Origin of the sequence: Dactylosporangium sp. NPDC049742, from assembly GCF_040674675.1 — a bacterium.
Lineage (GTDB): Bacteria > Actinomycetota > Actinomycetes > Mycobacteriales > Micromonosporaceae > Dactylosporangium > Dactylosporangium maewongense.
Map to the genome: position 1 here is coordinate 58,892 of NZ_JBFANF010000032.1, position 26,736 is coordinate 85,627.

Annotated in this window: 25 protein-coding genes and 2 pseudogenes; 13 read left to right on the top strand and 14 right to left on the bottom strand. The window is 70.3% G+C overall.

The genetic code is table 11. The features are described from left to right. Positions 1-95: 95 nt before the first annotated feature. A complete protein-coding gene (locus AB0J72_RS32855) occupies positions 96-338 on the bottom strand; it encodes a hypothetical protein (protein WP_363405371.1) in 243 nt (80 codons plus the stop codon). A gap of 330 nt (positions 339-668) precedes the next feature. Here AB0J72_RS32855 and AB0J72_RS32860 point away from each other — a divergent pair, with 330 nt between their 5' ends. From AB0J72_RS32860 to AB0J72_RS32880, 5 genes are all read left to right on the top strand, one after another. After that, a complete protein-coding gene (locus tag AB0J72_RS32860; RefSeq protein WP_344505265.1) occupies positions 669-1,160 on the top strand; it encodes a hypothetical protein in 492 nt (163 codons plus the stop codon). 540 nt (positions 1,161-1,700) lie between these two features. After that, the gene (locus AB0J72_RS32865) at positions 1,701-1,943 is read left to right on the top strand and encodes a substrate-binding domain-containing protein (RefSeq protein WP_363405373.1); all 243 of its coding nucleotides are present in this window, start codon (positions 1,701-1,703) and stop codon (positions 1,941-1,943) included. A gap of 148 nt (positions 1,944-2,091) precedes the next feature. Beyond that, the gene (locus AB0J72_RS32870; RefSeq protein ID WP_363405375.1) at positions 2,092-3,081 is read left to right on the top strand and encodes a glycoside hydrolase family 36 N-terminal domain-containing protein; all 990 of its coding nucleotides are present in this window, start codon (positions 2,092-2,094) and stop codon (positions 3,079-3,081) included. Further along, entirely contained in the window at positions 3,054-3,251 is a 198-nt protein-coding gene (locus AB0J72_RS32875; protein ID WP_363405377.1) for an integrase core domain-containing protein, read from the top strand. Before AB0J72_RS32870 ends, AB0J72_RS32875 begins: the two co-directional genes overlap by 28 nt. Before the next feature lie 179 nt (positions 3,252-3,430). Next, positions 3,431-4,744, top strand: coding sequence for a pyridoxal phosphate-dependent aminotransferase (locus AB0J72_RS32880; RefSeq protein ID WP_363405378.1), 1,314 nt, complete (start codon positions 3,431-3,433; stop codon positions 4,742-4,744). A gap of 4 nt (positions 4,745-4,748) precedes the next feature. Here the strand turns inward: AB0J72_RS32880 and AB0J72_RS32885 are convergent, their stop codons facing one another. The 3 genes from AB0J72_RS32885 to AB0J72_RS32895 all read right to left on the bottom strand — a co-directional run bounded on the left by AB0J72_RS32885 (position 4,749) and on the right by AB0J72_RS32895 (position 9,224). Next, positions 4,749-5,780 carry a methyltransferase gene (locus AB0J72_RS32885; RefSeq protein ID WP_363405380.1) on the bottom strand — a complete coding sequence of 344 codons (1,032 nt, stop codon included), beginning with the start codon at positions 5,778-5,780 and terminating at the stop codon, positions 4,749-4,751. Next, on the bottom strand, positions 5,773-6,555 hold the full coding sequence (locus AB0J72_RS32890; RefSeq protein WP_363405382.1) for a tryptophan 2,3-dioxygenase family protein: 783 nt from the start codon (positions 6,553-6,555) through the stop codon (positions 5,773-5,775). The genes AB0J72_RS32885 and AB0J72_RS32890 overlap by 8 nt, the downstream gene beginning before the upstream one ends. A gap of 518 nt (positions 6,556-7,073) precedes the next feature. Beyond that, positions 7,074-9,224, bottom strand: coding sequence for an MMPL family transporter (locus AB0J72_RS32895; RefSeq protein WP_363405383.1), 2,151 nt, complete (start codon positions 9,222-9,224; stop codon positions 7,074-7,076). 162 nt (positions 9,225-9,386) lie between these two features. Between AB0J72_RS32895 and AB0J72_RS32900 the strand changes: the two genes are divergently transcribed. Next, positions 9,387-10,577 (top strand): histidine kinase, encoded by a 1,191-nt coding sequence (locus AB0J72_RS32900; RefSeq protein WP_363405385.1) that lies wholly within the window; start codon positions 9,387-9,389, stop codon positions 10,575-10,577. Beyond that, a complete protein-coding gene (locus tag AB0J72_RS32905) occupies positions 10,574-11,236 on the top strand; it encodes a response regulator transcription factor (RefSeq protein WP_363405387.1) in 663 nt (220 codons plus the stop codon). The genes AB0J72_RS32900 and AB0J72_RS32905 overlap by 4 nt, the downstream gene beginning before the upstream one ends. A gap of 63 nt (positions 11,237-11,299) precedes the next feature. On the opposite strand, the gene AB0J72_RS32910 is transcribed toward AB0J72_RS32905, so the two are convergent. Further along, a complete protein-coding gene (locus AB0J72_RS32910; protein WP_363405389.1) occupies positions 11,300-12,076 on the bottom strand; it encodes a helix-turn-helix domain-containing protein in 777 nt (258 codons plus the stop codon). 38 nt (positions 12,077-12,114) lie between these two features. Here AB0J72_RS32910 and AB0J72_RS32915 point away from each other — a divergent pair. Next, positions 12,115-12,609: pseudogene (locus AB0J72_RS32915) on the top strand (IS6 family transposase); the annotation flags it as partial. Between the two features lie 147 nt (positions 12,610-12,756). Here the strand turns inward: AB0J72_RS32915 and sigJ are convergent. Further along, positions 12,757-13,608 (bottom strand): RNA polymerase sigma factor SigJ, encoded by an 852-nt coding sequence (sigJ, locus tag AB0J72_RS32920; RefSeq protein ID WP_363405391.1) that lies wholly within the window; start codon positions 13,606-13,608, stop codon positions 12,757-12,759. Between the two features lie 49 nt (positions 13,609-13,657). Between sigJ and AB0J72_RS32925 the strand changes: the two are divergent. Both AB0J72_RS32925 and AB0J72_RS32930 read left to right on the top strand, forming a co-directional pair. Beyond that, positions 13,658-13,831: pseudogene (locus AB0J72_RS32925) on the top strand (NAD(P)-binding protein); the annotation flags it as partial. Then, a complete protein-coding gene (locus AB0J72_RS32930; protein ID WP_363405486.1) occupies positions 13,805-14,776 on the top strand; it encodes an FAD-dependent oxidoreductase in 972 nt (323 codons plus the stop codon). The pseudogene AB0J72_RS32925 and the gene AB0J72_RS32930, both read left to right, overlap by 27 nt. Here the strand turns inward: AB0J72_RS32930 and AB0J72_RS32935 are convergent. Both AB0J72_RS32935 and AB0J72_RS32940 read right to left on the bottom strand, forming a co-directional pair. Then, entirely contained in the window at positions 14,718-15,467 is a 750-nt protein-coding gene (locus tag AB0J72_RS32935) for a hypothetical protein (protein WP_363405393.1), read from the bottom strand. The genes AB0J72_RS32930 and AB0J72_RS32935 overlap by 59 nt on opposite strands. A 107-nt stretch (positions 15,468-15,574) precedes the next feature. Then, positions 15,575-15,775, bottom strand: coding sequence for a hypothetical protein (locus AB0J72_RS32940; protein WP_363405395.1), 201 nt, complete (start codon positions 15,773-15,775; stop codon positions 15,575-15,577). Between AB0J72_RS32940 and AB0J72_RS32945 the strand changes: the two genes are divergently transcribed. From AB0J72_RS32945 to AB0J72_RS32955, 3 genes are read left to right on the top strand one after another with little or no spacing between them, the layout of a single operon-like run. Continuing rightward, on the top strand, positions 15,770-16,201 hold the full coding sequence (locus tag AB0J72_RS32945; RefSeq protein WP_363405397.1) for a LuxR C-terminal-related transcriptional regulator: 432 nt from the start codon (positions 15,770-15,772) through the stop codon (positions 16,199-16,201). The two genes, AB0J72_RS32940 and AB0J72_RS32945, sit on opposite strands and share 6 nt — an antisense overlap. Before the next feature lie 27 nt (positions 16,202-16,228). Further along, positions 16,229-16,702: a SigE family RNA polymerase sigma factor gene (locus tag AB0J72_RS32950; RefSeq protein ID WP_363405488.1), complete on the top strand. Its 474-nt coding sequence runs from the start codon at positions 16,229-16,231 to the stop codon at positions 16,700-16,702. Between the two features lie 23 nt (positions 16,703-16,725). Continuing rightward, on the top strand, positions 16,726-17,607 hold the full coding sequence (locus AB0J72_RS32955) for a hypothetical protein (RefSeq protein WP_363405399.1): 882 nt from the start codon (positions 16,726-16,728) through the stop codon (positions 17,605-17,607). A gap of 483 nt (positions 17,608-18,090) precedes the next feature. On the opposite strand, the gene AB0J72_RS32960 is transcribed toward AB0J72_RS32955, so the two are convergent. From AB0J72_RS32960 to AB0J72_RS32985, 6 genes are all read right to left on the bottom strand, one after another. Then, positions 18,091-20,151 carry an MMPL family transporter gene (locus AB0J72_RS32960; RefSeq protein ID WP_363405401.1) on the bottom strand — a complete coding sequence of 687 codons (2,061 nt, stop codon included), beginning with the start codon at positions 20,149-20,151 and terminating at the stop codon, positions 18,091-18,093. Between the two features lie 324 nt (positions 20,152-20,475). After that, positions 20,476-21,372 carry an RNA polymerase sigma-70 factor gene (locus AB0J72_RS32965; protein ID WP_363405403.1) on the bottom strand — a complete coding sequence of 299 codons (897 nt, stop codon included), beginning with the start codon at positions 21,370-21,372 and terminating at the stop codon, positions 20,476-20,478. Continuing rightward, positions 21,369-22,556 (bottom strand): FAD-dependent oxidoreductase, encoded by a 1,188-nt coding sequence (locus AB0J72_RS32970; RefSeq protein WP_363405405.1) that lies wholly within the window; start codon positions 22,554-22,556, stop codon positions 21,369-21,371. The genes AB0J72_RS32965 and AB0J72_RS32970 overlap by 4 nt, the downstream gene beginning before the upstream one ends. Next, a complete protein-coding gene (locus AB0J72_RS32975; RefSeq protein ID WP_363405407.1) occupies positions 22,553-23,005 on the bottom strand; it encodes a hypothetical protein in 453 nt (150 codons plus the stop codon). The genes AB0J72_RS32970 and AB0J72_RS32975 overlap by 4 nt, the downstream gene beginning before the upstream one ends. 510 nt (positions 23,006-23,515) lie before the next feature. Next, on the bottom strand, positions 23,516-25,246 hold the full coding sequence (locus AB0J72_RS32980; protein ID WP_363405409.1) for a glycosyltransferase: 1,731 nt from the start codon (positions 25,244-25,246) through the stop codon (positions 23,516-23,518). Beyond that, on the bottom strand, positions 25,243-26,706 hold the full coding sequence (locus AB0J72_RS32985) for a glycosyltransferase family 39 protein (RefSeq protein ID WP_363405411.1): 1,464 nt from the start codon (positions 26,704-26,706) through the stop codon (positions 25,243-25,245). Before AB0J72_RS32985 ends, AB0J72_RS32980 begins: the two co-directional genes overlap by 4 nt. Between the last annotated feature and the right edge of the window lie 30 nt (positions 26,707-26,736).

A 26,736-nucleotide genomic window follows, 5' to 3' on the forward strand; every position in this document is an offset into this window, starting at 1 on the left:
GCGGCGGCTTCCTACCGCCTGAAATCCCGGCGGCCATCGCCATCCCTAACCGGCGGTTGCGCCGTGGTGGCGGGTTCGGTGCGCTCGGGCGACGGTCAGGCCGGGGTGTCGCCCGGCAGGATGTGGCCCAGCGCCCGCAGCGCCTTGCGGAACTCCGGCTCCCGGTCGACGGCCACGGCCAGGTGCCGGTCACCGACCCGCTGGCACAGGCCGCGCAGCCGCCGGCCACCCGCGATCAGGGTCGCCGGCGCCGGATCGGCGCACTCCACCAGGCGGACCACACCAAGGTTGCGGAGTCGCCCGGCACGGGCCTCGACGTCAGCCAGCAGGGTGGTCACCGGATTGGGTAGCTGACCACGGTAGGCGCATGCCCAGGACCCGTGATACCTGGGATGGCCGAACACTTCACGCCTTCCCACCGTCCTGCTGCGTGGAGACGTAGGCCCCCGCCGGAACGTAGCGCACCCACCCGCCAGCCGAGGCCACGACCACCGCATGGCTGAACGGCAGCCTCACCACGTATGACGCTGGCCTCCATCCTGGAGGTGAGCGCGGCTCATGTCGGAAGAGGCAATCGAACATTGACCATTGACGATTAGCGTTCTACCTTCTTGACTACCCTTCCAACGGATGCCCCGCCAGGCTTCCGCTCCCCCACCGGAGGAATCGTGTCTCGCAAGCTGCGCTCCTGGTGTGTGTCACTGGCCGCGGCCGGCGCCCTCCTTGCCGCACCGGTGCCAGCGTTCGCCGGCGGTGTCGTCGACCCGGCCCCGATCGCGCCCAACAACCCCTTCGTCGGTCTGGTCAACGACCAGACCCCCAACGCCACCATCAGGATGGCCTGCTTCGGCCCGGTGCACATCGGACAGACCGGCCATCCGATGGACGGCCAGACCGTCAAGGTGCTCCCGGTGACCGGCCCGACCACCAGCCAGGCCGGCTACACGGGCAGCGCCGCCAATTCGGTGTTGGTGAGCTTCGGCCCCGCGTCCAGCACCACCAGCCCGATCGTCCTGCGGACGTGGGCGGTCAGCGCGAAGATCCCGACCACGCTGGTGCTGCCCTGCTACGGCACCGGCACCGTGACGTTCGCGCCCTACCCGACCAGCGCCACCGCCCGCTCCGCCACGGTGCAGGTCACCTTCGTCGGCCAGCCGTAGACGGAGACGTACGCAGACATCGGACAGGATCGAACGGGCCCCGGCCACACCGGTCGGGGCCCGTTGCGTGGGACCGCGTCGTCAACTGCAGCAGCACCGGGCAAACCGCGAGGTGGACGTCGTGGCGGCTGACGACCAGTCGTGTCGGACATCGTTACGGCGGCAGGCTCACCGTGCCTGTCGTGTCAGCGGCGTAGGCCTATGCAACGGTAGACCGCGGCGATGGCCCCTGCGCCAACCGCGGCTGCACGTTCACCATCACCGACGCGGGCCAGGGCACGGCGGTGCTGCGCACCTCGCGTGGTCAAATCGACGTACCGGCATGGCAATTCACCGTCACTGAGCTGACCGTGCCCGTGATCCGGATCGCGGTGGCGCCGTCTGCCATCACGATATTGCCCGCCCCCAGCCTGCCACCCGCGGAAGGCATGACCGCAGTGGACTCAGTGACCGTCACCGGCCAGGATCTGACCCCTGCACTATCTCGCCGGATGCAACATCACCGAAACCGGCGCTATCCACGAGACGGGCACCGAGGTCGTGGTCGCGGTAATCGCCACGCCGAAGCCGCCAGGCGACAACGGTTCGGTCACCGGGTTCGACGACATCGACCTGGCCGCGTTCACCCTGCCGCGGCTGACCACGGTCCGGCAGGACACCGACGCCATCGGCGCCGCCGCGGTCACCACCCTGCTCGACATCATCGACGGCGGGACACCACCACCGATCCTGCTGCAAACCGAGGTCGTCGTCCGCCGCTCGACCGCCGCACCGCGCGCATGACCGCCCCGGCCCGCCCGGCGCCGAGCTCGCCCTCGTCCATCACCGGCGGCAGCTACGTGCTCGCCGCCGCCGACGGACGCCTCGTGCAGCTGCACTGGGGGCCCGGCTCTCCCCCGGCGACGGATCCCGCCTCGGCGAGGCCGCCGCCGTGCCGCCGTACGAGCTGCCGCTGGAGAGCCAGGAGCCGCTGCTGGTCGAGGGTGGCCTGCGCTGGGGGCCGCCGTCGCTGCAGATCGCCTTTCCCGGCGGCGTCCGCTCCCTCGAGCTGAAGCTCGTCGACGACGTGGTCGCCGCCGAGCCCGGCGCACACCGGCTCGACCTGGTGCTCGCCGACACGCACTTCCCGCTCCAGGTCGTCCTGCACCACCGCGTCCGCGAGGACTCCGACGTCATCGAGCGCTGGGCCACGCTCCGGCACACCGCCGACAGCGGCGAGCCGCTGCGGATCATCCGCGCCGACTCCGGCAACTGGCTCGTCCCCAGTTCGGCGACTACCGCTACAGCGTCGTCAGCGGCGGCTACTACGCCGAGGGCCAGCTGCGGCGCGGGCGGCTGGCCGAAGGACAGCGCGGCGAGGCTCAGTCCGAGCTTGTTGAGAATGGAAGCTCCCAGATCCCGGCGGTGCTCCACGTGTTGGCCTCGAATTGGTTGGCTCCGAAATGTTTGGGCCTTGGACCATGGACGGCCGATGACGTCCCAAGCGCTGAGTCAGCTCACTCCGCGGGCCCGAGAGATTGTGCAGACCGCGCGCGAGCTTCTCGAGCGGGAAGGCCCTGACGCGCTGTCGATGCGTCGCCTCGGCGCCCACCTCGGGATCCGCGCCTCGTCGATCTACGAACACGTCCGCGACAAGCAGGCGCTGGAGGCCGCGCTGATCTCAGTGGGCTTCGAGGAACAAGCCGAACTGTTCACCCGGGCCGTCGACCGGTCCGACGATCCGATCGCCTCCCTCACCGCCGCGTACCGCGACTTCGCCTGCCGCCAGCCGAACCTGTACCGGCTGATGACCGAAAGGCCCCTGCGTATGGCGCAACGGAGTCGACGCGTTCCGCAGCACGCCCTGATACGCGGCGCCGCCACCCATCGACCCGACGCGAGTGCACCGACCGGATGTTCATCGCTGGCGAACGACACCTGACCAGGGTCCTGACCGAATATACCGAGCACTACAACGGCCACCGGCCACACCGATCGCTCGGCCAGCGACCACCGAACCCACCATCGCAGGTCGTCGACCTCACCGCCGCCCGGGTCCAACGGCGTCCGATCCCCGGCGGCCTGATCAACGAATACTCGCAGGCAGCGTAGCCGAGTCTGATTTACGAGCCCCACAGGCTCGGGCTGGCCACAGCGGTGGCGAGCATTGTGGCGTTCACCGTCTTCCACGTTCAGCCCGTCGGCAGGCTCGCCGTCTCCGACATCCGGGAAGTCGTCGGGTCAGCGCGGTCATGCATCGACATTTATATATGTCTGCTATCATGGTGCGGATGCTGCGGTTGCCGCCTCTCGCCGGCCTGATGGCCGATCCCGACGTCGACACCACCGATGACGCGCGGATGCTCGACCGCTACCTGCGGTCCGGGCACGCCCTGCCACCGCTGCCAATGTCGATCGGCGACCCCTACCTGCTCGGTGGGGCGCTGCCGGCCGGGCTGGCGGCGTACGAACAGCAGGCGCCGCAGCACCTCGCAGGATACAGCCGGACGCCGGCCGGCCTGCCCGAGGCGCGCCAGTCGATCGCGGCGGACACCGTGCGGTCCGAGCGACTGGACCGGCACGCGAGCCCCGGTGCGGACTTCGACCTGCATCTCACCTCCGGCACCGGCACCCGCGGCATCATGGGCGACTTCGCCCGGCACCTGCTCGACGCCGACGGCGACGGCCGGACCCCGGCGGTGTTGTGCGCCTACCCGACGTGGGACTACGCCGGCGTCTTCGAGCCGCTCGGCTACGAGATGGCGTACTGGCCCTTGCGCGCCGAACACGCCTGGATCCCCGACCCCGCCGACATCGAGCATGCGCTGGCCGGGATCGACGCCGACCCCGGCCGACGGCTCGCGCTGGTCGTGGTGAACACCCAGCACAACCCGACCGGCGCGACCTGGCCGGAGAGCGTGCTGGCGACGCTGTTCGAGGCCGCCACCGCCCGCGGCGCGGGAATCCTGCTCGACGACGCCTACCGCCGGGTCGTGACCGACAACGCCGACGAGGTCTCCGCGCCGGCGACCCTGCTCGGGTACTTCGTACGCGCCGACGCGCCGGAGCGGGCACGGCGCCGGTGGTGCCGCGTGGAGTCGTTCGGCAAGGTGTTCGCCTGCAACGACTGGGGCATCGGCAGCGTCATGGCCCACCCCGAGACGTTGCGTGCCATCGCGCGGCACACCATCCAGTGGGCCTTCCCACGCGGGGCGCGCCGGCAGTGGGCGATCGCGCGCTGGCTGGCCGACCCCGAGTGCGCCCGCTACCTCGCCGGGCAGCGCGCCGCTTCCGGCCACCACCGGGCCCTGTGGGCCAAGTCGCTGGTCGGGCTGGGCTGGCCGCGGGAGCTCACCGCCACCGGGACCGCGACGCCGTACTTCCTGGTCGCAGTACCGCCCGCGTTCCGCACCCGGCCGGACGGCGTCGACGCCTGGCGCCGCGACCTGCTGGACCGCGCCGGGCTGCTGTTCTCGCACGCGTCGATCACGATCGACGGCACCGACGCCGGCGTGCCGTTCCTGCGGGCGTACCTGGGCGGAGGCGAGGACGTCGTCGTGGAGGCGATCCGGCGGCTCGAAGACGCCGAGATCCGCTACTACTGAACGTTCACGTGGGAACGCACTCGACGACGTCGACCTGCGGCAGCCGGGTCGCGGGCTCGCGGATCGCCAGGCCCGCGCCGTGGACGAGTGCCGCCAACTCGCTCATGGTGCGGTTGCCGCCGCCGGTGAACGAGAACACCAGCAGGTCGTCGAGGACCGCCGACTGTGCGCGTGGCGTCGCTGTGGGCCGGTCGGGGACGATCTGCTCGAGGATCAGCAGGCGGCTCCCGTCGCCCATCGCCGCCCGGCACGACCGCAGCAGCGCGGTCGCCTCCGCGTCGCCCCAGTCCTGCAGAACGTACTTCAGCAGGTACATGTCGTGCCCGGCCGGGACGCCCGCGAAAAAGTCGCCGGTAACGACCGTGCACCGGTCCGCCACACCTTCCGCGTCGAGGAGCCGCTCCACCGCCGGCCGCACCTCGGCCCGCTCCAAGACGGCGCCGCGCAGGTGCGGCCAGGCGCGCAGCAGCCGGGTCAGCATCCGGCCGTCGCCGCCGCCGATGTCGACGACGGAGGACACGCCCGAGAAGGCGTACGCGCGGGCGAGCTCGTCGCCGATGCCGACGGAGTTGGCGGACAGGTCGCGCACGAACAGCTCCCCGAGCGGCGGACGGTCGCCGAAGAACTCGTACATCGTGCGCTTGTGCGCCGCCTCGAACGCGCAACCGCCGTCGAGCAGCGCGGTGCCGAGCCCTTCGAAGACCCGGAACAGGTCGGGGTGGCCGAGCTGCAGCGACCGGTGGTGGAGCGAGCCCGGCGTGTCCCGGCGCAGCAGCGGGGTCAATGGCGTCTGCCGCAGCTCGCCGGCGTCGTCGATGGCGAGCAGGCCGAACGCCGCCCAGGCCCGCACGATACGCAGCAGGTTGGGCAGGTCGACGCCGGTGTCCCGCGCGAGGTCCTCAGCGCTTCGGGGGCGCTCGGCCACGAGGTCGGGCAGCCCGAGGCCGACGCCGACCGAGACGACCTGAGTCGTGATGGCGCCGGACAGCAGGGACAGGACGGCGGTCGTACCGGTGAAGTCGGTCCGGCTAAGCAACTGGCACCCCGTGGGTCTCGGCATTGCCGCGGATCTGGCCGTGGCTGCGGGTCTGGGCTGCCTGGCCGGCGTGCGCTTCGGCGCGGGCCGCCCACAGCTGCGGGAACGGCGTGCGCAGCCGGCTCGTCAGGTATTCGAGGCCGGTGGTGCCGCCCGTGCCCGAGCGGCTACCGGTCATCCGGGTGACGACGTGGAGGTGGGTCGTCTGCCAGTTCCAGACCCCCTGTGCCAGCTCGGCGAGGGCCTGGGACATCCGGAACATTGGGTCGCCGCGCAGCCCCCCGGCGACCAGCTCGGCCAGGTCGCGACCGGAACGGTCGAGCAGCCGCAGGTAGCCATCGAAGAGCGGGCCCGGCCCGTCGCCGTTCAGGCCGAGGATCGTCCGCAGCCGGTGGAAGTGCGCGGACTGGGCGCCGCTCGCCGTGCCGAGCCGCTGCCGGAACGCGGCGAAGCACTCGACCGGCAGTCGCCCGAGGAGCTCGGCCTGCTGACGCAGTGTCACCATGCAGTCGCTAGCCCGGCCCACGCTCTCGAGCCAGTCCTCGACGTCGCCGTCCGTCATGGCCAGGCAGTCGACCGCGGCGTCGAGCTCAAGGATTACCTGTCGCAACAGTAACTCACTGCATTGATGTACGACAATGAAGAAATGCTCCACACGGAACGTCCTGGGGTCGTCCGGCGGAGTGAGCGGATGCTGCAGCGACATGAGCTCCGGAATTCGGAGATAGCCGACGTAACTTGGGCGCTCCGTGGCCGGATGCAGGTGCGAATACACGATTCAGCAGGACCTTCCCGTCTCTGTTGATCGCCAACGATACCTGAGCCACAACTCCGGGACAAGATGTCTGCGAGTTTTTCAATTGTCGTACATCAATGAATATCTCTCGATATTGAACAGCCGAATACCGTTCGGAAACCCGGTTTGGCTACGCTGCCTGAGAATACTCGTTGACCAGTCCATTGAGGACTTTCCGTCGTCGGACCCGGACCGTGACGAGATCGGTGACCGGTGCGGGCTGGAGGACGCTGGTCGCGTCCCCGGGCTGGTCGGTGTTCGTTGTAATGCGCGACATATGCCGCCAGGGTGGTGAGCAGAAGCCGCGGGTTGCAGATCAGGATCCGTCCAGGCACTCACGGCGCACCATGCGCACCCACCGTTCGGCGTAGGCGTTCGCCCGCGGGCCACGATGATGCCCTCAGCGGTGAACACGTCGTCGAACGCGACGGCGCAGTTTGGGGGAAGTTGTCGCCTCCGGGACGCCCAGAGACCACAACTTCCCGACATTGCGGCAATCAGGTGTTCCTCGCGTCGCTGGGGGCGGTGGGCGCTTCGCTGAGGCCCCACCGTCGGTGCAGTCTCCGCAGTGGTGCCGGCGCCCACCAGTTGGCCTGGCCGGCCAGGCGCATGAAAGCCGGGACCAGCAGCCCTCGGATGATGGTGGCGTCCATGATGATGGCCAGTGCCAGGCCGACGCCCATGAGCTTCATGAAGCTCATCCCGGCGGCCGCGAACCCGGTGAAACTGATGGCCAGCACGGCAGCGGCGGCGGTGACCAGCGGGCCGGTCTTCTCCAGACCGGTGGCTACCGCCCGTGTGTTGTCGCCGATGCGGTCGTACTCCTCCTTGATGCGGGAGAGCAGGAACACCTCGTAGTCGATGGACAGGCCGAAGGCGATGCAGAACATGAGGATCGGCATGGTCACATCCAGCTGCCCGGTGGCCGTGAAGCCGAGGACGCCCGACAGGTGGCCGTCCTGGAACACCCACACCATCGCGCCGAACGTGGCGGTCAACGACAGCAGGTTGAGCACGACGGCCTTGACCGGCACCAGAACGCTGCCGAACGCGGCGAACAACAGCACGACGGTGGCCAGAACGATGATGCCCAGGGCCAGCGGCAGCCGGTCGTAGATGGCGGCCTTCGTGTCCACCAGCTCGGCGGCGCGTCCCTCGACCCCGAACGCGAAGGGGGCGTCAAGACCCCGCAGGTCCCTGACCAGGTCTTCACCTTCGGCGGAGCGTAGCGGCACCGAGGGAACGACGGTCAGCCACGAGCCGGCCTCGGCCTGTTGTACCGTCACCGACGCCACGCCGTGGACGGTCCGGACTTCGTCCGCGAAGGCAGACGCGTCGCCGGCCGCCACGCCGGGCAGGACGACGGCGAACTGGTCGCTGTGGTTGCCGGCGAAGCGGGTGGCCAGGACGTCGGCCACCTGCCGGGCCTCGCTGGACGCCGGCAGCGCCTGGTAGGTCGGCAGGCCGGGGTTGACTCCGAGGAACGGAGCGCCGAGCAGCAGAAGCAGGACGACCACCCCGGTCGCCACCGGCACGGGCCGGCGCATGACCATGCCGGCCAAGCGGTGCCAGAACCGGCGCGGGTGGCGTGTGCGCCGCAGCGACCAGGCGTTGACTCGAGGACCCAGGACGGCCAGCAGCGCCGGCAGGCTGAGCAACGAGCCGGCCGCGGCAACGACGACGACGGCGACGCCGGCGTAGGCGAACGACCTGAGGAAATAGAGGGGGAACACCAGCAGGGCCGACAGCGAGGCCGCCACCGTCAGCGCAGAGATGGCCACGGTCCGGCCGGCGGTTTCGACCGTACGCACGACCGCCTCGTCGCTCGACCGGCCGGCGGCCAGTTCCTCACGGAACCGGGTCACGATGAACAGCGAGTAGTCGATGGCCAGGGCGAAGCCGAGGCCGGTGGTGAGGTTGATCGAGTAGGCCGACACGTCGGTCACCCGGGAGATGACGAACAGGACCAGGAACGCGCCGGTCACCGACACCGTGGCGATGGCCAGTGGGAGCGCGGCGGCCACCACGCCCGCGAACACGAGGACCAGCAGCGCCAGGGTGACCGGGACGGCAAGGCTTTCGGCCCGGATCAGGTCGGTGTCGAGCTGATCCCCGATGGCGGCGTTGATCGCCGCGGCCCCGCCCACGCCGACGGTGATCGGACCGTCGGTTCCGGCGTACCGGTCGCGGATCGCCACGACCGCGTCCTTGGCCTCGTCGTCGGTGCCGGCGAGGTCGAGCACGACCAGGGCCGCGGAGCCGTCGGTCGAGCGCAACGTCGCTCGCCGGGGGTCGCCGCCGTCCAGCGACCAGTAGGAGCTGACGGAGGCGACATGCGCGTCGGCCCGCACCGACTCGGTGAGGCGGGTGGCCGCCGCGGTGACGGCCGGGTCGTCGACGTCGTCGGCGTCGGCGCCACCACCGGTGGCCTGCACCAGCAGGACGGCCTCATGCTTGCGCACGCCGAGCTCGTCTTCGAGGAACTGCCGGGCGCGGAACGACTCTGAGCCGGGATCGGTGAGGCCGGCATCGTCGAGGGCGCCGAACACGCCGACCCCGGCGACGCCGGCGACGACGATGAACAGAACGGTGAAGGCCAGCACCAGCCGGCGCCGGTGGACGGCGAGACGACCGAGTCGGGTGAACATGATGAGCCTCCAGCTGCCGGGGTCGCGGATCGGCCCATCGTGCGGCGGCGGGCCCGGCGGCCACATCGATCCGCGGACCGTTTCGGGACACGGCCCACCGACCGGTCCGACCGGTACCACGGGACGGTGCCAGCGGCAGCGGGTTGGTCGTACGCTGCTCGCGTGGATCAGGTGACGTTGCGGTCGTGGGGTGGCACGTTCGCCACGGGGCTCGCGTTCCCGTTGGCCGCGCTCGTCGCGGCGGTCCTCGTCCTCGCGACCACGCCCCTGTCGGCCGGCGCGGCGGCGGGTGTGGTCGCCTGCCTGGTCCCGTGGGCCATCGTGGCCGGCGACGTGCGGATCGGGCCCTGGCCCATGGCGTTCGCCGGCGTCGTCGTCCCCGGCGTGCTCGTCGTCGCCGGCCATGCCCCTGGCGGCACGTTCCTCGCGCTGCTGGGGATGGGGTGGCTGGCCGCGACCGGCGAGTCGGTGGGCGCGGAGATCACGGCGACCGTCATCGCGGTGGTGGTCCTCCCGGTCCTCATCCCGATCGTGGAGGGCGCCAGCTGGAGCGAAGAGCGCGAAGTGACCGGCTTCTTCGCCACCGGCGGGCTGATCGCATGGTGTCTCGGCCGCGTCCTGCGGCGCGAGCGGCAGCTCACCACCGCCCTGCGGGAGGCGCAGACCCACCTGCACGACGCGGCCGCGGCTCAGGAGCGCCAGCGGATCGCCCGCGATGTCCACGACGTGGTCGGTCACAGCCTGACGGTGATGCTCCTGAATGTCGCCGGGGCCCAGCGGGTGCTCTCCAAGAATCCGGCCGCGGCGGCCGAGGCGCTCGAGCGAGCCGAGCAGGTCGGCCGCAGCAGCCTGCAGAACGTGCGGGCCATCGTCGGGCTCCTACGGGCACCGGGCGAACACGGGACCGACCCGCCACAGCCGCGTGCCACCGACATCGCCGCGCTGGCACAGACCGCGGCCACGGCCGGGCTGCCGGTGCGCGCCGAGGTGACCGGCGACCTCACGGCCGTCGGTCCCTACGCCGGCCTCGCCGCCTACCGGTTGGTGCAGGAATCGCTCAGCAACGCCGAACACCACGCCCCAGGCGCCGACGTCATCGTGCGGGTGTCGGCCGATGACGCAGACAACCTGGCCATCTCGGTCCGCAACGGGCCCGCGCCGGTGCCATCGGGCCGCAGCAGCCGCAACGGGCGCGGCGGGACCGGTGGCGGGACTGGTCTGGACGGCATGCGCCAACGCCTCGCGGCCCTCGGCGGCACGTTCTCGGCGGGACCCGACGACGACGGCTGGCTGGTCGAAGCATCGATTCCCCTGCAACACCTGCGGCCGGCCAACACCGAGGCCGGCCGATGATCCGGCTCCTGCTCGTCGACGACCAGGAGCTCGTGCGGGCCGGCCTGCGCCTGATCTTCTCAGCCGAGGAACACCTCGAGATCGTCGGCGAGGCGGCCAACGGACGGGCCGGTGTCGAAGCGGCCCGGATGTTGCGTCCAGACGTCGTACTGATGGACGTCCGCATGCCGGTGCTCGACGGCATCGAGGCGACCCGCGAACTGGTCGGCGGAGCAACCGACGAAGACGGGCCACGGGTGCTGGCGCTCACCACGTTCGAGGACGACGAGGCCCTGTGGGGCATCCTCGATGCCGGGGCTGCCGGGTTCGTGCTCAAGGACGCCCCGGCCGACGACCTCGTCAGCGCCGTCGGTATCACCGCCCGCGGCGGTGTGTGGCTCGATCCCCGCGTCGCCGACCGGGTCATGGGCACCCTCCGGCGGCGGCCTGGCGCCACCGACCCCGCCCGCTCGGTCGAGCCGTTGAGCGACCGCGAGCTGGAGGTGCTCCGCCTGGTGGCCTCCGGCGCCAACAACGCCGAGATCGCCGAAGGGCTGTTCCTGGCCGAGCGCACCGTCAAGGGCCACATCTCGGCCATCTTCCTCAAGCTCGGGGTCCGCGACCGCGCCGCGGCCATCATCCACGCCTACGACGCCGGCATCGTCGCGCCCCGCTCCTGACAGACTCCGCCCAGGGTCAGCAGTTGACCCAGTGTGGGCTTCCCTCGGGATGTGAACACCGAGCTATGCCGCAATCTGTTGCACGGTAGCGGATGTGAGGGTTCGTTCGTAGTCGGCGGGGCTGTGGTAGCCGAGGGCTGAGTGGCGTCGTCGATGGATCCGTTGGTCGATCGCGATAATGATGCCCGGGGCGTGGTCGGGTGGGCGCTGGTTCAGGCTTTGGTGTGGCCGGTGCCGGTCGAAGTGGTCCTCGTAGTCGCGGAGCACGGTGCGGGCGTGCTGTTCGCCGCAGATCAGGATCTGGTCGGTGCACTCGCCGAGGTCCATCACCAGGTTGCGGGCCTGCTGGGTAGTCCACGCCGCGGTCGGGTGAGCGGTGACGCCCAGGATGTGGACCCTTCGGGTGGTGATCTCCATGACGAACAGGACGTACAGGCGGCGCAGCATGACGGTGTCGACGTGGAAGAAGTCGGTCGCCAACAGGCCGGATGCCTGAGCCCGGAGAAACGTGCGCCAACTGGTGTCCGTTTCGCGCGGGGCAGGGCCGACGCGCGATCCGGCCAGGATGCGGCGGATGGTCCCGGCACCGACCCGGTGACCGAGACCGACGAGTTCGCCCTGGATGCGCCGGTGGCCCCAGCGGGGGTTCTCCCGGGCCAGGCGTAGGATTAGGTCACGAAGGTCGTCGTCGATGCGTGGCCGGCCGGGTCGGCGCCGCAGTATCGCTACCTCGTGACGCAGTACCAGCAGTTCGGCGATCATCGCCGGCTCGCTGCGGGTGGCCTGCGGCAGCCAGCCGAACACCCGCACCGCGCTGAGGTACAGCAGCCGAACGAACATGTCCACCATGCTGCGTCACCGCCACGAAACAGCAGCTCACACGCTGTGCGACGAGTTTGGCACGGCACAGGTTCATTGACGAGACCTACGTCAAGGTCAGCGGTGTCTGGCGATACGCGTATCGGGCCGTCGACCAGGACGGCCAGGTCATCGACGTGCTCGTCTCTGCCCGCCGCGACGCTGCTGCGGCACGTCGGTTCTTCCGGCGGGCGATGACCACGTTGACGGTGCGACCCACAGAGGTGGTCACCGACGCGGCGCCAATGTATCCAGCGTTCCTCGATGAACTGGTTCCCTCAACGTGGCGCCACGTCGAACGGCACGCCAACAATCGGATCGAGGCCGACCACAGCCAGCTCAAGCACCGGCTCAGACCGATGCGCGGGCTACGCACCGACCGGACCGCACAGACAATCATCGCCGGACACGCGTTCATACAGAACCTCCGCCGAGGCCACTACGAACTCGGGCTCGACGCCCCACGCGGACTCCCCGGCGCCGCCGCGTTGAACGAGCTCGCCACCGTCATCTGAAGACTGAGCCAGGCCCTGCTCCGGACCGTGCCCTCCGATCGGCAAACGTAACAGCGCCGCTCAGCGCGAGCTGCTCGAACCCGGTCTCCACGCCGGGCCGAACACGCAGGACCGGTTCCGCTGGATCGCGACGCTCGGCAGCTGAGGCTACGTCGATCGGCGCAGCTTGGCCGGGTTGACCACGAGGTTCAGCTCGGTGACCCGGCCGCCGGCAACCTCGATGCCGATCACGCCGATCAGCGTCGCGCCCAGCTCCAGGGTGAGGCCCGCGCCGCCGGCCAGGGGCACCGGGCGGGCCCGCACCCCGGCGTACCGGCGGCCGAGCCCGGACAACAGCGTCAGCACCCGCTCGGGGCCATGGACCGGCACCCGCGCAGCGAGCACCTCGCCGCCGCCGTCGGAGCGCAGCACGACCCGCGGATCGAGGAGGCTCACCAGGTCGGCGAGGTCGCCGTCGGCGGTGGCCTTGAGGAACGCCGCGGTGACCCGCCGGTGCTCCTCTGCGGAGACTGGCGCACGAGCTGGGGCCTCGGCGCGGACCCGGCGGCGCGCCCGCGACGCGAGCTGCCGGCACGCCGCCGGGGTGCGGCCGACCACGGTCGCGAGCCGGTCGAAGTCCATGCCGAACACGTCGTGCAGCACGAACGCGACCCGTTCGGCGGGCGAGAGGCTCTCCAGGACCAGCAGGACGGCGGTGCGCACCGACTCCCGCAGGACGGTGGCCTCGCCGAGGTCCGAGTCGTCGTATCCGAGCAGCGGCTCGGGCAGCCAGGTCCCGGGGTACATCTCGCGGCGGGCGCGGGCCGAGCCGAGCAGGTCCAGGCAGATCCGCGACGTCACGGTGGTGAGCCACGCCCGCGGGTGCTGCACGCCGGCGGGCGCGGCGGTGTGCCAGCGCAGCAACGCCTCCTGCACCGCGTCCTCGGCGTCCGCGGCGCTGCCCAGCAGCCGGTAGGCGACCGCGAACAGGTACCGGCGGTGCTGCTCGCCATCGTCCATGTCACACGATTGTGGTCTACGTCGTCAGTCGGCCATGCAGAGGATCACCGTGGTCGGCGGCGGGTTCGCCGGCCTTGTCGCCGCCGTCACCTGCGCCGAGGCCGGCGCCCGCGTCCAGTTGCTGGAGGCGCATCGCACGCTCGGCGGCCGGGCCCGCGCCACCGCACCCCCGTACGTCGCCCACGACGGCCCGCACGTGCTCTACCGGGACGGTCCGTGGTGGCGCTGGCTCGCCGACCGGGCCCTGATCGGCGCGTCGTCCGGGGTACCGCTATCCGGCCTGACCGGATTCCGGTTCCGTCACGGGGACCGGCTGCGCCGTACCCCACCGGCCGAGTTGCTGCCGGTCCTCGCCCGGCGGCGCCGGGTCGCGCCGGTCGACGCCGACTTCCACACCTGGATCCGCGACCGGCACGGGGAGGTGGCGGCGGTCGCCGCATCGAACCTCATGGGCGTGGCGACCTTCGACGCCGACCCGGGACGGCTGTCGGCGGCGTTCGTCTGGCCGCGGCTGCTGCGGGTCTTCGCGCCCCGCTCGCCGGCCCGGTACCTCACCGGCGGCTGGAACGGGCTCGTGGCCCGGCTCACCGCCCACGCCCGTACCCTCGGCGTCGCCGTGGAGACCGGGGCCCGCGTCACCGACCTGCCCGAGCCGCCGGTGATCGTGGCCACCACCCTCGACGCGGCGGGCCGCCTGCTCGGCACGGCGCTACCGAGCGTGGCGAGCGGCCGGACGGTGCTGCTGGACCTCGCCGTGCGCGACGACCGCCGGGACGCCTTCGTCGTGTCCGACCTCGACGCGGCCGGCTGGGTGGAGCGGTACACGCTGCCCGACCCGACCCTCGCGCCGCCCGGCGAGTCGCTGATCCAGGCGCAGCTGCCGCTGCGCACCGCCGAGGGCCGCGCCGACGGCCTGGCCCGCCTGGAGGCACTGGTCGACCTGGCCCTGCCCGGCTGGCGCGAGCGGACCACGTGGCGTCGGCACGGCGTCGCCAACGGCCGGTCCGGCGCGCTGGACCTGCCGGGGCAGACGTGGCGCGACCGGCCGGCGATCGACCGCGGCGACGGCGTGTACCTCGCCGGTGACATGGTCGCCGCGCCCGGGCTGCTCAGCGAGGTGTCGTTCCACAGCGCTGTCGCCGCCGCCCGGCTGGCCACCGGCGGGTGAGCCGCACGGCCGTCCCGGGCACCCGGTGCGGGAATGGCGGGACTGTGCCGAGCACGACGAGGAAGCCGGCGAGGACCGTTCCCGGCAGCGACGGCCGCAGGAACCGGCCGGCGGCGAAGTTGCCCAGCAGCATGCCGACGGCCGGCGCGCCCATCAGGACGGCGCCGGTGTTGGCGGGAAAGCCGCGGCTTCCGCCGTATGCGACGAACGCCGACGGCAGCCACTGCGCCAGCAGCAGCCGCCGGATGGTCCGGCCGGACAGCAGCCCGACCGCGCCGGTCCAGTTGTCGCGGACCGCGCCACCGCGCTCCCACGGCCGCGCGGTGGTGGCGGGCAGCCCGAAGCGGACGACGCCGGCCGCCACCACGTGGCAGCCGGCGGCGACGAGCAGCGCCGTGCGCGGCCCAGTCGCGGCCACCGCGACGCCGCCGGCGAGGCCGAGCAGCTGCGCCGCCGACGAGGACATGTTCGACACGGACCGGCCGAGGACGTACGCGTCGCCGCTCAGCCGCTCCGCGATCACCCGGGCCGCCGCGCCGGCGAAGATCGGAGTACCGCAGGCGATCACGGCAACCAGCGTGAGGCTGGCCGCCACGGGCAGGTCGAGCAGGACGAGGGCGGCGGCGAGCAGCGCCTCCACGTCGTAGCCGGCGACGATGAGCGGCCGGGGACGCAGCCGGTCGGCAGCCACCGGTCCGGGGTTGGGTGGCCCGGCGCGGCCGCCCGTGGTACGCAAGCCTGGGCGACATTCCAGCCTGAAGGGCTGATACACGCGCAACAGCTAATCGAATCCGTCGATCAGGTTCGACCACATCGACGATGCTCCGGTAAACGCCAGATGATCACCCGGGTGCCGTTGGCGGCCCCTGCGGCGGCCTGCCGCCGTGCCGCGGCCGCGTCGATATCGAGGACCTCCCTCACCGCCGCCACCCCACCGGCCCCGGTGATCTGCCAGCTGCGGTTCATCGTCCCCGCCGTCAGCACCTGCACCTCGTGCACTGGCCCGAGCCCGAACAGCGCCGCAACCCGCACCAGCGCCCGGGACCGCGGCGATCAGCGTGCTGGCGCTCGCCGCCGCCAGCCGTTGCCCGCGAACGCGAGGTCCTCACGTGCATCGCTCAAGAACCCGGCAACCACACGATCGCCGACCGCATGCGCCCGACGGCCAAGACCATCAGTAACCACCGCTCCACGATCTACGCCAAACTCGGCGCCCCCAACCGCGTGGAGGCGGCCGACCGCGCCTGCCAAGCTGGCCTCGGCCGGTGGCCACCACTCCGGCCCGAGGCCTCGCTCCTTGGCGCAGTCCGTCAGGCACACGGTATGAGACCGGCGCCCAGCGACGCCATGGGCACTGCGGAGCCGTCTGCGGATCGAGTCCGAAGCGTTCATGACCAGTACGAGCCGGACCTCGCCCCGGTCTAGGCGCACGCCGCCGCGGCGGCTGGGCTGCTGGCGGACGCCGGAATGACCGATTCGGACTGGCACACCGCCGAAGACCTGATGCAGTCGTGTCTGGGCAAGCTGCACCGGGTGTGGCATCGCCTGGACACCAGCAGCGAACCCGACGCGTACCTGCGCCGCATCCTGATCAACACCCACCGGTCCTGGTGGCGTGCCCGCAGGCGCAGGGAGATCCCACGCGCCCAACTGCCCGACCTGCCCGGGCCGGGTGACCTGGGCGACGAAGGCGCGGCGGCACAGGACGTCCGCAGCGCGCTCGTGAAGCTGCCGAGCAGGCAGCGGACGGCGCTGGTGCTCCGGTTCTTCGTCGACCTGTCCGAGGCGGAGGTCGCCGAACTGATGGGCTGCTCGGTAGGGACGGTCAAAACCCATACACATCGCGGTCTGCAAGCGATGCGGCGGCTGATCCCGCCAGCCGCACCGGTCAACCGGACCGAGACGGAGAGGAGTGGAGTGCTGTGAGCAACCGACACGAGGAGCCGTTCATGAACGAGACAGAAGTCCGCGCACTGCTCATCCGAGGGACCGAGGACCGCCCGCCAGGCCTGAGCCTCATGACCGCCGTACCGGCTGCGAAAGCTGAACGACAGCACCGGTGGGTGCCCCGGGCCCTGATCCCGCTCGGCGCCGCGGCGGCGGTGGCAGCGGCGGTGAGCGCGCTCGTGCTGACCCTGCCCGTCGGCCAGCCCTCGGCCCAGGCCCAGGTCGCCGCCGCGGTCGAGACCACCAGTCAGCAGAGCTACCGCATCCACAGCACCAGCGGCGGCCGGGCATTCGAAGGGGCGTTCGACCCTGTCCAGCGCGTGGGCGTCATCACCAACATCGGGGACAGCGGAGAGACCCGGTTCATCGGTGACCTGATGTACGTCCGGGCGAAGGACAGCACGACCTGGGAGGTCGCGCCCCGCATGGACGTGGCGGACGCGCCGCTGGGCATCGCCGTCATCAAACTCGTCACGATCGACCCGGCACTGACCTTGCAGCGCCTGCGGTCCGCCACGGACATCCGCGAGGACGGCCCCGCCTCCGGCGACGGCTGGACCGGGAAACGGTTCACCTTCTCACTCGCGGACACCGGCGACAAACCACTTGGCGCCGCGCGGACCATCACGGGCGCCGTGGACGTGGACGACCAGGACCGCATCCGACGGCTCCAGGTCAGCTTCGCCGGCTCCGACGAACGCATCGTCACGCAGTTCAGCGACTTCGGCGTGGCGGTCACGGTCACGGCACCGCCCGCAGGAGTGGTGCAGCAAAACCCGAAGACCAAGCCCAGCCCTGGCGCCAAGCCCAGCGGCGGCAACGCGAGCGACAAGGCAGCCGAGGACAAGCAGAACGCCGGCACCGCCGGGCCGGGCACGAAGTAGCACAGGCCCTGACCGGCACAACGGATTCCGGGCGGAGCGACCGCGCTCCGCCCGGAACGTCGGTGCACGACACCGGCACACCGTCGACGTGCACGCCGTCCGTCGCGACAACGTTTTGGACCGTCGTTGACACGTGCGGCGTCGCGCCACGCAGCGTCAGCCGGAAGCTCGGCCGCAACGACGTGCCCGATTGTGATCGTCCTGACATTGCAGACAGGTTGACCGGCACGCTGCTGCGAGGTCTCATGCGGGAATTGAACCCTGTAAGTAGACGACATCTGTCACCTGTCACCTGGTCGCTGCAGATACGTGTCGTCCCCCTATCTGTCAGGGTCAGTCAGTACAGGGGCCGCCGTTTGAGACGCTGCTGGCAAGGTGGGGTGGACGCGAGACGGTCGCATGATCATCTTGGCGTTGTGGACATCTTCAGATCCAGAACCGGTGCCTCCCGGCCGGCGCCAGAAGGCCCGTGGCGGAAGGTTGTCACCCGTCCGCGCCCACGAGAGCGGGTTCGGGGTCGGACTCGCCCGCCGGCGACTGGGGGTCGTGGTGCTTGAACAGCTTGCTGGGCCACCACATCCATCGACCCGCGTCCAGCGTCAGCGCGGTGACCAGCACCGAGCGGACGATCATGGTGTCCAGCAGCACGCCGAACGCCACCGCGAATCCCAGCTGCGCCGCGAACACCAACGGCAGCGACCCCAGCGCCGCGAAGGTGCCGGCCAGTACCAGACCTGCCGAGGTGATCACACCGCCGGTGGCGGACAGTCCGGTCCGCGCGCCGCGTCGGGTGCCGTGCAGCAGTGCCTCCTCGCGCACCCGGGTGACCAGGAAGATGTTGTAGTCGATGCCCAGGGCGACCAGGAACACGAACACCAGGAGCGGGAAGTTCGCGTCCGCGCCGGCGAAGTTGAACACGTGGTTGAACATCAGAGCGCTCACGCCGAGGGCCGCCCCGAACGACAGCACCACCGTCGCCATGAGCAGCAGCGGTGCGACGATCGCCCGCAGGAGCAGCGCGAGGATGAGGAAAACCACGATCAGCACGACGGGGATGATCACCTTGGAGTCGCGGGCGGCCGACTGTTGTGTATCGAGTGCGATCGCCGTGCTGCCGCCGAGCCGGGCATCCGCGCCCTCGATCTTGTGGACCGCGGTTCTGGCCTGCTCGACGGTGCGCATCGCGGCTTTGCTGCCGGGAGCGTCCTTGAGCGTCCCGAGAACGAAGACCTCACCATCCTTGATCATCGGCGCCGCGACGTCGGCGATCCCCGGGACGTCTGACAGCACGCTCTTGACCTGCTCCGCCGAGGCAGCCTTGGCCACGACGTAAATGGGGTCGCCCGACCCGGCCGGGAAGTGCCTGGACTGGATCGCCTCGCCAACGACCGCCTGCGACTCGTTGGTGAACTGGCCCTTGCTCGGGATCCCATCGGCCTTGAGCCCCAACACCCCGATCGCCATGACGCCGAGGACGAACGCTGTGCCGACCCACACGATCCGCGGCCGGCCGGAGATGGCGGTACCGATCCGCGTCCAGATGCTGTCCTTGGCCGTCCCGACCGAGCCGTACGACGGCTTCACCGGCCAGAAGATCCAGCGGCCGCAGATGACCAGCAGGGCCGGCATCAGGGTGACCATGGCAAGCAGCCCGACGAGGATACCGATGGCACAGGCCGGGCCGAGCCCTTTTGTGGAGTTGAGGGTGGCCAGCAGCAGCACCAGCAGGCCGACAGCGACGGTCGCGGCGCTGGCGATGATCGCGGGACTGGAGCGGTACAGGGCCTCCGCCATCGCCTCGTGCCGGTCCTCGTGCCGCCGCAACTCCTCCCGGTACCGCGATATGAGCAGTAGCGCGTAGTCGGTGGCGGCGCCGAACACCAGCACGGTCAAAACGAGACTGGTTTGCGTGTTGACGGTGAGCCCGGCGTTCTTCGCCAGCAGGTAGATCACCGCTTCCGCCATGACCAGGGCGCCGCCCGCGGTCAGCAGCGGCAGCAGTGGCAGCAACGGGCTGCGGTAGGTGAACAGCAGGATCACGACCACCACCAACGCGGTGATCATCCCCAGGGCGCCTCCTCCGCTGAAGGCCGTTATGGAGTCGGATGCGTAACCGGCCGGTCCGGTGATGTGGAACCCGAGACCGTTGGCGTTCTGTTCGCCGATCCTGGTCATCGCGTCGACGACCTTGTGGGCCCCGTCCCAGCCCTCGTTACCGTCGTCAACCTGGACCACGGTCTGGATGGCCTTGCCGTCCTGGGCCTTCAATGGGCCCTGCGGCTGCCCCACGACCTTTTCGATGCCCTTGAAGGCTTCGGCGTCGGCTTGGGCCTTGGCCATGTCGGCAGCGGTGACGCCCGCGGGCCGGTCGTAGATCACGATCGCGGGCAGGGTCTCCGCGGGCTGGAACTTCTTGGCCTGCTCGACGACCTCGGTTGCCTCCGCGTTGCCGGGCAGCCAGGCCGAATTGTCGTTCTTCTCAACGTCGCCCAACTTGCCGGCCAGCATGAAGGCCGGCACCAGCAGGGCGATCCAGATGGCCACGATGGCCCATTTCGCAATCCTGCCACTGGGCAAGGTCATTACTTTTCGCAACATGGGATTCCTCGGTGTTCAGTCGACGTGGGAAAGCTTGTCCGGATTGATGACGGCGTAGATCCCCGTACATCTGACTGCCGCCCGAAATGAGGTCGAGGACGACGGCGAAGGGGGTGTCATCGGTGAACAGCAGCGCCGATGGGTCGCCGATGACGCTGCGGCAGACGACCTTGAGCGCCTTGCCGAAGCGGGGACGACACCGAGCAGGCGGGTGACCCTGTCCCGGCTGTGGATCGGCCGCAGGGTCACCTCCGGGGCCAGGACCTGCTCCTACCGGCTGAGATGACGCGGGACCGTCATCGAGACGAGTTTGTCCGGGTTGCGGACGGCATAGAGGTTAGTGATCTTCCCGTCGATGATCTCGATCAGCAGGACGCCTTGGGGGTGGTCGCCGATGTGGGCGACCATCGCGGGCGCGTTGTTGTAGGTGGCCATCTGGATCCGCATGCCGGGCATCTGGCGGCTTGTGCGGAACAGGTCCACGAGGACGGCGGCCACCTTCTGCGCGCCCACCACCGGCCGGCGCGCCGCGGTGACCTTGCCGCCGCTGTCGGCGGTCCAGACGACGTTCGGCGCGAGCAGGGAGAGCAGTCCTGCCATGTCACCGGTGGCCGCCGCGGTCATGAACTGCTCGGTGACCTGCGCGGCCTTCGCGGCGCCGACGGGCTGGAATCGCCTGCGTCGCGCCTGCACGTGCTCGCGGGCGCGGTGCGCCACCTGGTGCACCGTCGCCACGGATTTGCCCACCGCTGCGGCGATTTCGTCGTAGCCGAAGCCGAACACCTCGCGCAGCACGAACACAGCACGCTCATCGGGGGAGAGCGTTTCGAGCAGTACGAGCATCGCCATCGACACCGACTCGGCGAGCACCACATCGGCCGACAGGTCGCTCTCGTCGAGCAGCAGCGGTTCGGGCAGCCACGGGCCGACGTAGTCCTCGCGACGGCGCACGCTCGCCCGCAACGCGTTGAGCGCCTGACGGGTCACCAGCCGCGCCAGGTACGACCGGGTGTCCCGCACCGTCGCGAGGTCCACCTCGGCCCACCGCAGATAGCTGTCCTGCAGCACGTCGTCGGATTCGGTGGCCGAGCCGAGTATTTCGTAGACGATCGTGAACAGCAGCGGCCGCAACAGGGTGAACCGCTCGGCATGCTCGTCGGCGGTCACGGGGACGTGACCACCCGCGCAGCGGAGGCCGGCTGCTCCAGCCGCCGACCGCCCTTGACCCAGGCCGTGGAACCCGGCCTGCGTGCCTCGCGACGGATCCTCGACACCGCGACCTTACAGGTCAGTTCCTTGATCGCGGCGCCCAGGCGGCCACCGATGTAGACGTTCACCACGGTGTCGTCCTTGCGGGCGAGCTGTCGCATGGCGGCGTGCCGGCCGAGGCTGACGCACGACCCAGTGAGGGCCTGGTTGATCGCCGCCGGCTCGGAACCCGCGATGCGGCTCAGCACGGTATTGGCTGCCTGGGCCCCCAGCGGCCCGGCGGCCTGGCAGCTCATCCGCAGCGGCTGGCCCGACGGTGCCGCGGCGTCGCCGGCGGCGACCACCCGGTCGTCGTCGACACTGGTCAACGTCTCGTCGGTGAGTAGCCGGCCGAGCGTGTCGGTGCGCAGCCCGCTCGCGGCCGCCAGCTCCGGCACGCCGAAACCGGTCGCCCAGATGGTCAGTGCGCTCGAACGCACCGTACCGTCGGCAAAGACGACCGCATCCGGGCGAACCTCGGTCACCACGTCAGCTTCGCGCAAGGTGACACCGTGCCGGGACAGCCACTTGGCGGCGTATCGGCGACCGGACGAACCCCATGACGACACCAGGATTCCGCCACACACCAGGGTGACCGAACGTCCTTGCTCGGCCAGCTCGGCGGCCGTCTCGATGCCGGTCAGTCCGCCGCCGACCACGGTGACCGGAGCATCGACGGGCAGCTCCTCCAGCCCGGCACGCAGCCGCTGCGCAGCCTCGAGCTCGGCGATGGGGAAAGCGAATTCGACCGCGCCAGGCACCGATGACGGTATCGCTGCGGTGCTGCCGACCGCGTAGATGACATAGTCGTAGCTCAGCGCGCGGCCCGACGCCAGCTGCACTGCGCGGGCGGCGGTGTCGATGTGCGTGGCGCTGTCGACAACCAGCCGGATGCCCTCGCCGAGCAGCTTGCCGTAGTCGACCGTGGCGTCGCTGGTGCCGGCCACGAACTGGTGCAGCCGCACTCGTTCGACGAAGTCCGACCGGGGATTGACCAGTGTGATGTCGACGCCGGCGCGCACCCGCAGATGGTTGGCCGCGAGCGTTCCGGCATAACCACCGCCGATGACGACGACCTTGTGGCGTGTGTTGTGCTCAGTCATGCCTCCAAGACACCACGGAACGCCGAAACCTGACACGACGTGACGCGCATCACCCTAGAACACGTACATCCGCGCCCCGGTAAGGGTGACCGTCTCCAGGAAGTCGCATGCCAGCAGAGCGTCGGCCTGGGAGCGCAGGAACGTGGCCCAGGTACTGGACGACCGTTCAGGCGCTGGGTCGATCCCGGGTGGCGGCGGGCGAGAAGGTCGCGGTGCCAGCGCAGCACCTTGTCGGGGCGCACCAACAGCCGCACGCTGCGCAACACCTCCAGCGGTAGCCGGTGCAGCAGCGCCGCCAGGAACGCCCGATCACCCGCGTCGAACCGGACCTTCCCCTTGCCCAGCTGGCGTTCCAGCACCGTGATCTGATGGCGCAGGGCGAGGATTTCCAGATCCTTGTCCCGATTGCTCATGGGCAGCAGGCGCAGCACCGCGAACGCGTTCGTCACAGCCAGGTACGCCAGTCGCAGCAGTACAGCAGCCCATCATGCCGCATCGATCACCAGCTACACCCAGGCCCAGCGCCTAGCAACCGGGTCAACATCTCCGACCCCCACCTGCCCTCACCAGAGCGGATGGGGTTTTCGGCAAGCGCAAGGCCGAACGCGGCGGTACCCGGCTCGTCGTGCAACACCCGTCCGCGGCCCTCGAACGCACGTTGCGCACAGCCGGCCTTCTCACCGCGTTCGGACTGCCCTCGGCCTGAAGCATCCCGTCCTGGCGAAGCGTCCACTCCGGCCCGGTGTGCGCCGATGCCGGTCGAGCCGCTCGGCGGGCCTCAGCCGGGTCGGGCGAACGAGCGGTCACCGCTCGGTTGGGCCACCGCGGAGCGCCGGGATTCCGTGTCGTTCGCCGAACGCGCCGCCGCCATCTGAAGTAGCCACCGGCGCTCGATTCAACGCCCTCCGATTCAGACGCAACAGCGCCGCTTGCCGGCCCGGTAGCCGCTCCACCGGCGGTCATGCACTGACGTTGTTCTCGGTCGGTGTCGTCACGTTGTCGCCCGAGGTAACCGGCCCGTCCGGCGACACACGGGGTTTGGCGATCCCCTCGACGGCGCCTCCCGCCGCAGGCAACGGCTCGGACGATGCTGGGGCTTCGGCGAGCGCCGGCTGCCGGACACCGACGCCGGTGCGTTCGAGAGCTGACTCGACCGGGGAGACTCTCCGCCGCTGCAACCGGAGCGCGGGCGCGGCGCCACGCAACAGGATGGCGGAATGTACTACCGCGAAGGCGACGGCGTTGAGGATTCCCGGCGTGGGGTCGCGCAGCAGTCCCCACCCGGACACAGCCATGAGCACGCCGGTCGCGGCCAGCGAGGGCGCGACGGCGGCAGGCTGCCACCCGCTGCTTCCGCGCTTGGGCGTCACCACGAACCTCGCCGGTCGTCGCAGCAGCGCGCGGATCGTGCAGACGATGCCTATCCAGAAACTCGTCGCCGCGAGGGCGAAGGCAGTGTAGGTGTACGTGCCGAATCCGGCCGCCGCGACGCTGGCGATGGAGAGTAGGAAGTATGGCGCGAAGTGGAGCAGGAAGTCTGCCGCGCTCGCGGACGCCAATGGCTGCCATCCGAACGCGATCCGCGCCAACGGCATCAGCATGTAGATGAGCAGGGTCCAGCCGTACAGGAAGTACGAGGCGGACAGCAGGTACTGCAGCCGCAGTCGCATCGGCAGCCGCGAGCGAAGCACGAGCGGAATCGCCGAGATGCATCCGCGGGACCAGCGCAGCTGCTGGCTCACGTACGATGACATGTCCTCCGGTCCCAGCCCCTGGGCCAGCACCTCGGGCACGTACACCGACTTCCAGCCGTCCGCGTGCAGTCGCACGGACAGTTCGAAGTCCTCGGTGACCGTTTCCTCGGGGAAGCCGCCCGTTGACTCGAGTGCGGCGCGGCGGAAGACGATGTTGGTGCCGCAGCAGAACATCGAGCTCAGCCCGGCCTTGCCGTTGGCGATGCTGCCGAAGAACAGCGCCTGCTGCGACCACGCCGCTTGGGCCACCGCGTTCTCGGCCGCGTTCGCGTAGTACTGCGGTGACTGCACGAACGCGACGTCACGGCTCTTGAAGTAGCCGACGGTGGCTTCGAGGAACCGCGGGCCGGGCACGTGGTCGCAGTCGAGGACCGCGACCAGCGGCGAATGCGTGCGCTTCAGGGCGTCGTTGATGTTGCCGGCCTTCGCGCCCCGGTTCGACCCGCGGCGCAGGTACTTCGCTCCGAACCGCGCCGCGAGGGCTCGCACCTCGGGGTTGTTCCCGTCGTCCAGGATCGCCACGCGCGGTCGTGCGCCCTTGAGCCGGACCGCGGCCTCCACGACGGGCGCGATGATCTCCACGGGTTCGTTGTAGACGGGGATCAGCACATCCACGTACGCCTTCGGGGTCCGGCGGAACCTGGGCCGCGGTGACGCCCGGTTGTGCGCACAGGTCCACCAGAATCCGAGCGCCTGCACCAGATTGAACGTCTCGGCCAGGACCAGCACCCAGTACAGGACAGGATCGCCCACCCGGCCGGGCTGCAGCAGCCATCCGAAGTACCACACCGACGCGGTCAGGCTCAGCATGACCAGCAGCCGAAACGCCGCCGCCTCACGCCGGCTGGCGCGGCGCGGCTGCCACCGTGGCGCGGAGGTTCTCGGGTCGGCTCGCTGGCCGGGCTCCGCCTCGGTCATGGTCATGGTCATGGTCATTGCAGGATCCAGATCGTGACGTTTTCCCGGTGCTCCACCCGCTGCACTGTCCGCCCTCCGATGTCGAGTTGTGCCAGCGCCTGGCCCACCAGGCTCGCGTTGTCCGGGTTGTCGAGATAGCTGGCCATGAGGAACGTGCGGCCACCGTGCTGCGCCGGCAGCGGGACGCCGCCCCTGATCGGCACGGCGGTGACGGCGGGGTGGTAGTAGCTCACCAATACCTCGAGGTACCCGGGGGCGAACAGGATGACGTCACCGGGGCGGGCCTCCTCGTTCACGAGACGAAAGGCTCCGTTGTAGTCGTAGAGCCTCGGATTGGCCGGGTTCAGTTGCTGGTCCCCGAGGCCGACGACCATGGTCAGCGCGATCGCGGCGACCGCCGTCGCTCTCGCGGTCGTGGTTCGCAGCCAGCCGGTCGCCGCGCGGGCGGTGAGGATGAGCAGCGGTGGCAGCACCGAGATGAAGTACCGCAGCTCGAAGAAGGTCCGCTGCTTCGTGCCGAGCAGGTACGCGAGTGCGAACGGAACGATGACGAGCGACACCAGCAGAGCGGTGGAGCGGGATCGCCCCCTGCCGAGCAGGAGCAGGATGGCGAGCATGCCGACCGGCCACAGCGCGACCAGCTGCTCCATCGCGGCGTCGGAGTGGTAGCCCCACATCGCCCAGACGAGGTTGGCCAGGATTACGTACAGGGACATGAAGCGCGACCCGTCGCCACCCGTCGCAGTATCGCTCCCGGAGGCGCCGGCACTCGACCCCATGAAGTCCCCGACCTGCTCCCCCGCGTACGGAACCAGCGGCAGCAGCAGCACGACCGTCACCACGGTCGCCGACAACCACCCGACAAGCAGTCTGCGCGCCATCTGCTCCCGCTTGAGCCCGCGCCGGACCACGATGACGGCGAACACCAGGTGCTGGGTGCACAGCTGCAGCAGCGAGAAGTAGTGGGTATAGACGAGGCCGGCAGAGGCGACCGCGAACAGGCCCCAATCCAGCCATCCCCCACGCCGGATCGCTCGTGCCTGTCCGAGCACAGCGAGGAGCGACCAGAAGATGTAGAACGCGTACATCCGCGCTTCCGCCGAGTACCAGACGGCGACGGGAGACACCGCGATGAGCAGCGCCGCCGCGACACCCGCGCGCCGGTCGTAGAGCTCACGGGCGACCAGGTACACCAACGGAATGGAGAGGGCGCCGATGATCAAGGAAGGGATGCGGACCGCGAGCGGACCGTCGCCGAACAGGCGGATGTCCAGCCAGAGAACGCTCCCCCACAGCGGCGGATGGACGTCGGCCGAGCGCAGGTCGTGCAGCATCGTGAGGTACGGCAGGCGTGCCTGTCCGATGCTGATCGCCTCGTCGAGCCACACGCTGCGCAGCGGAACCACGCGCAGCAGCGCCCCGACCGCGACGATGACGGCCAGCGCCGCCGGAACACGCAGCGACCGGGGTTTGTCCACGCGCTCCGAGTCCACCGGTGCTGCCGACGT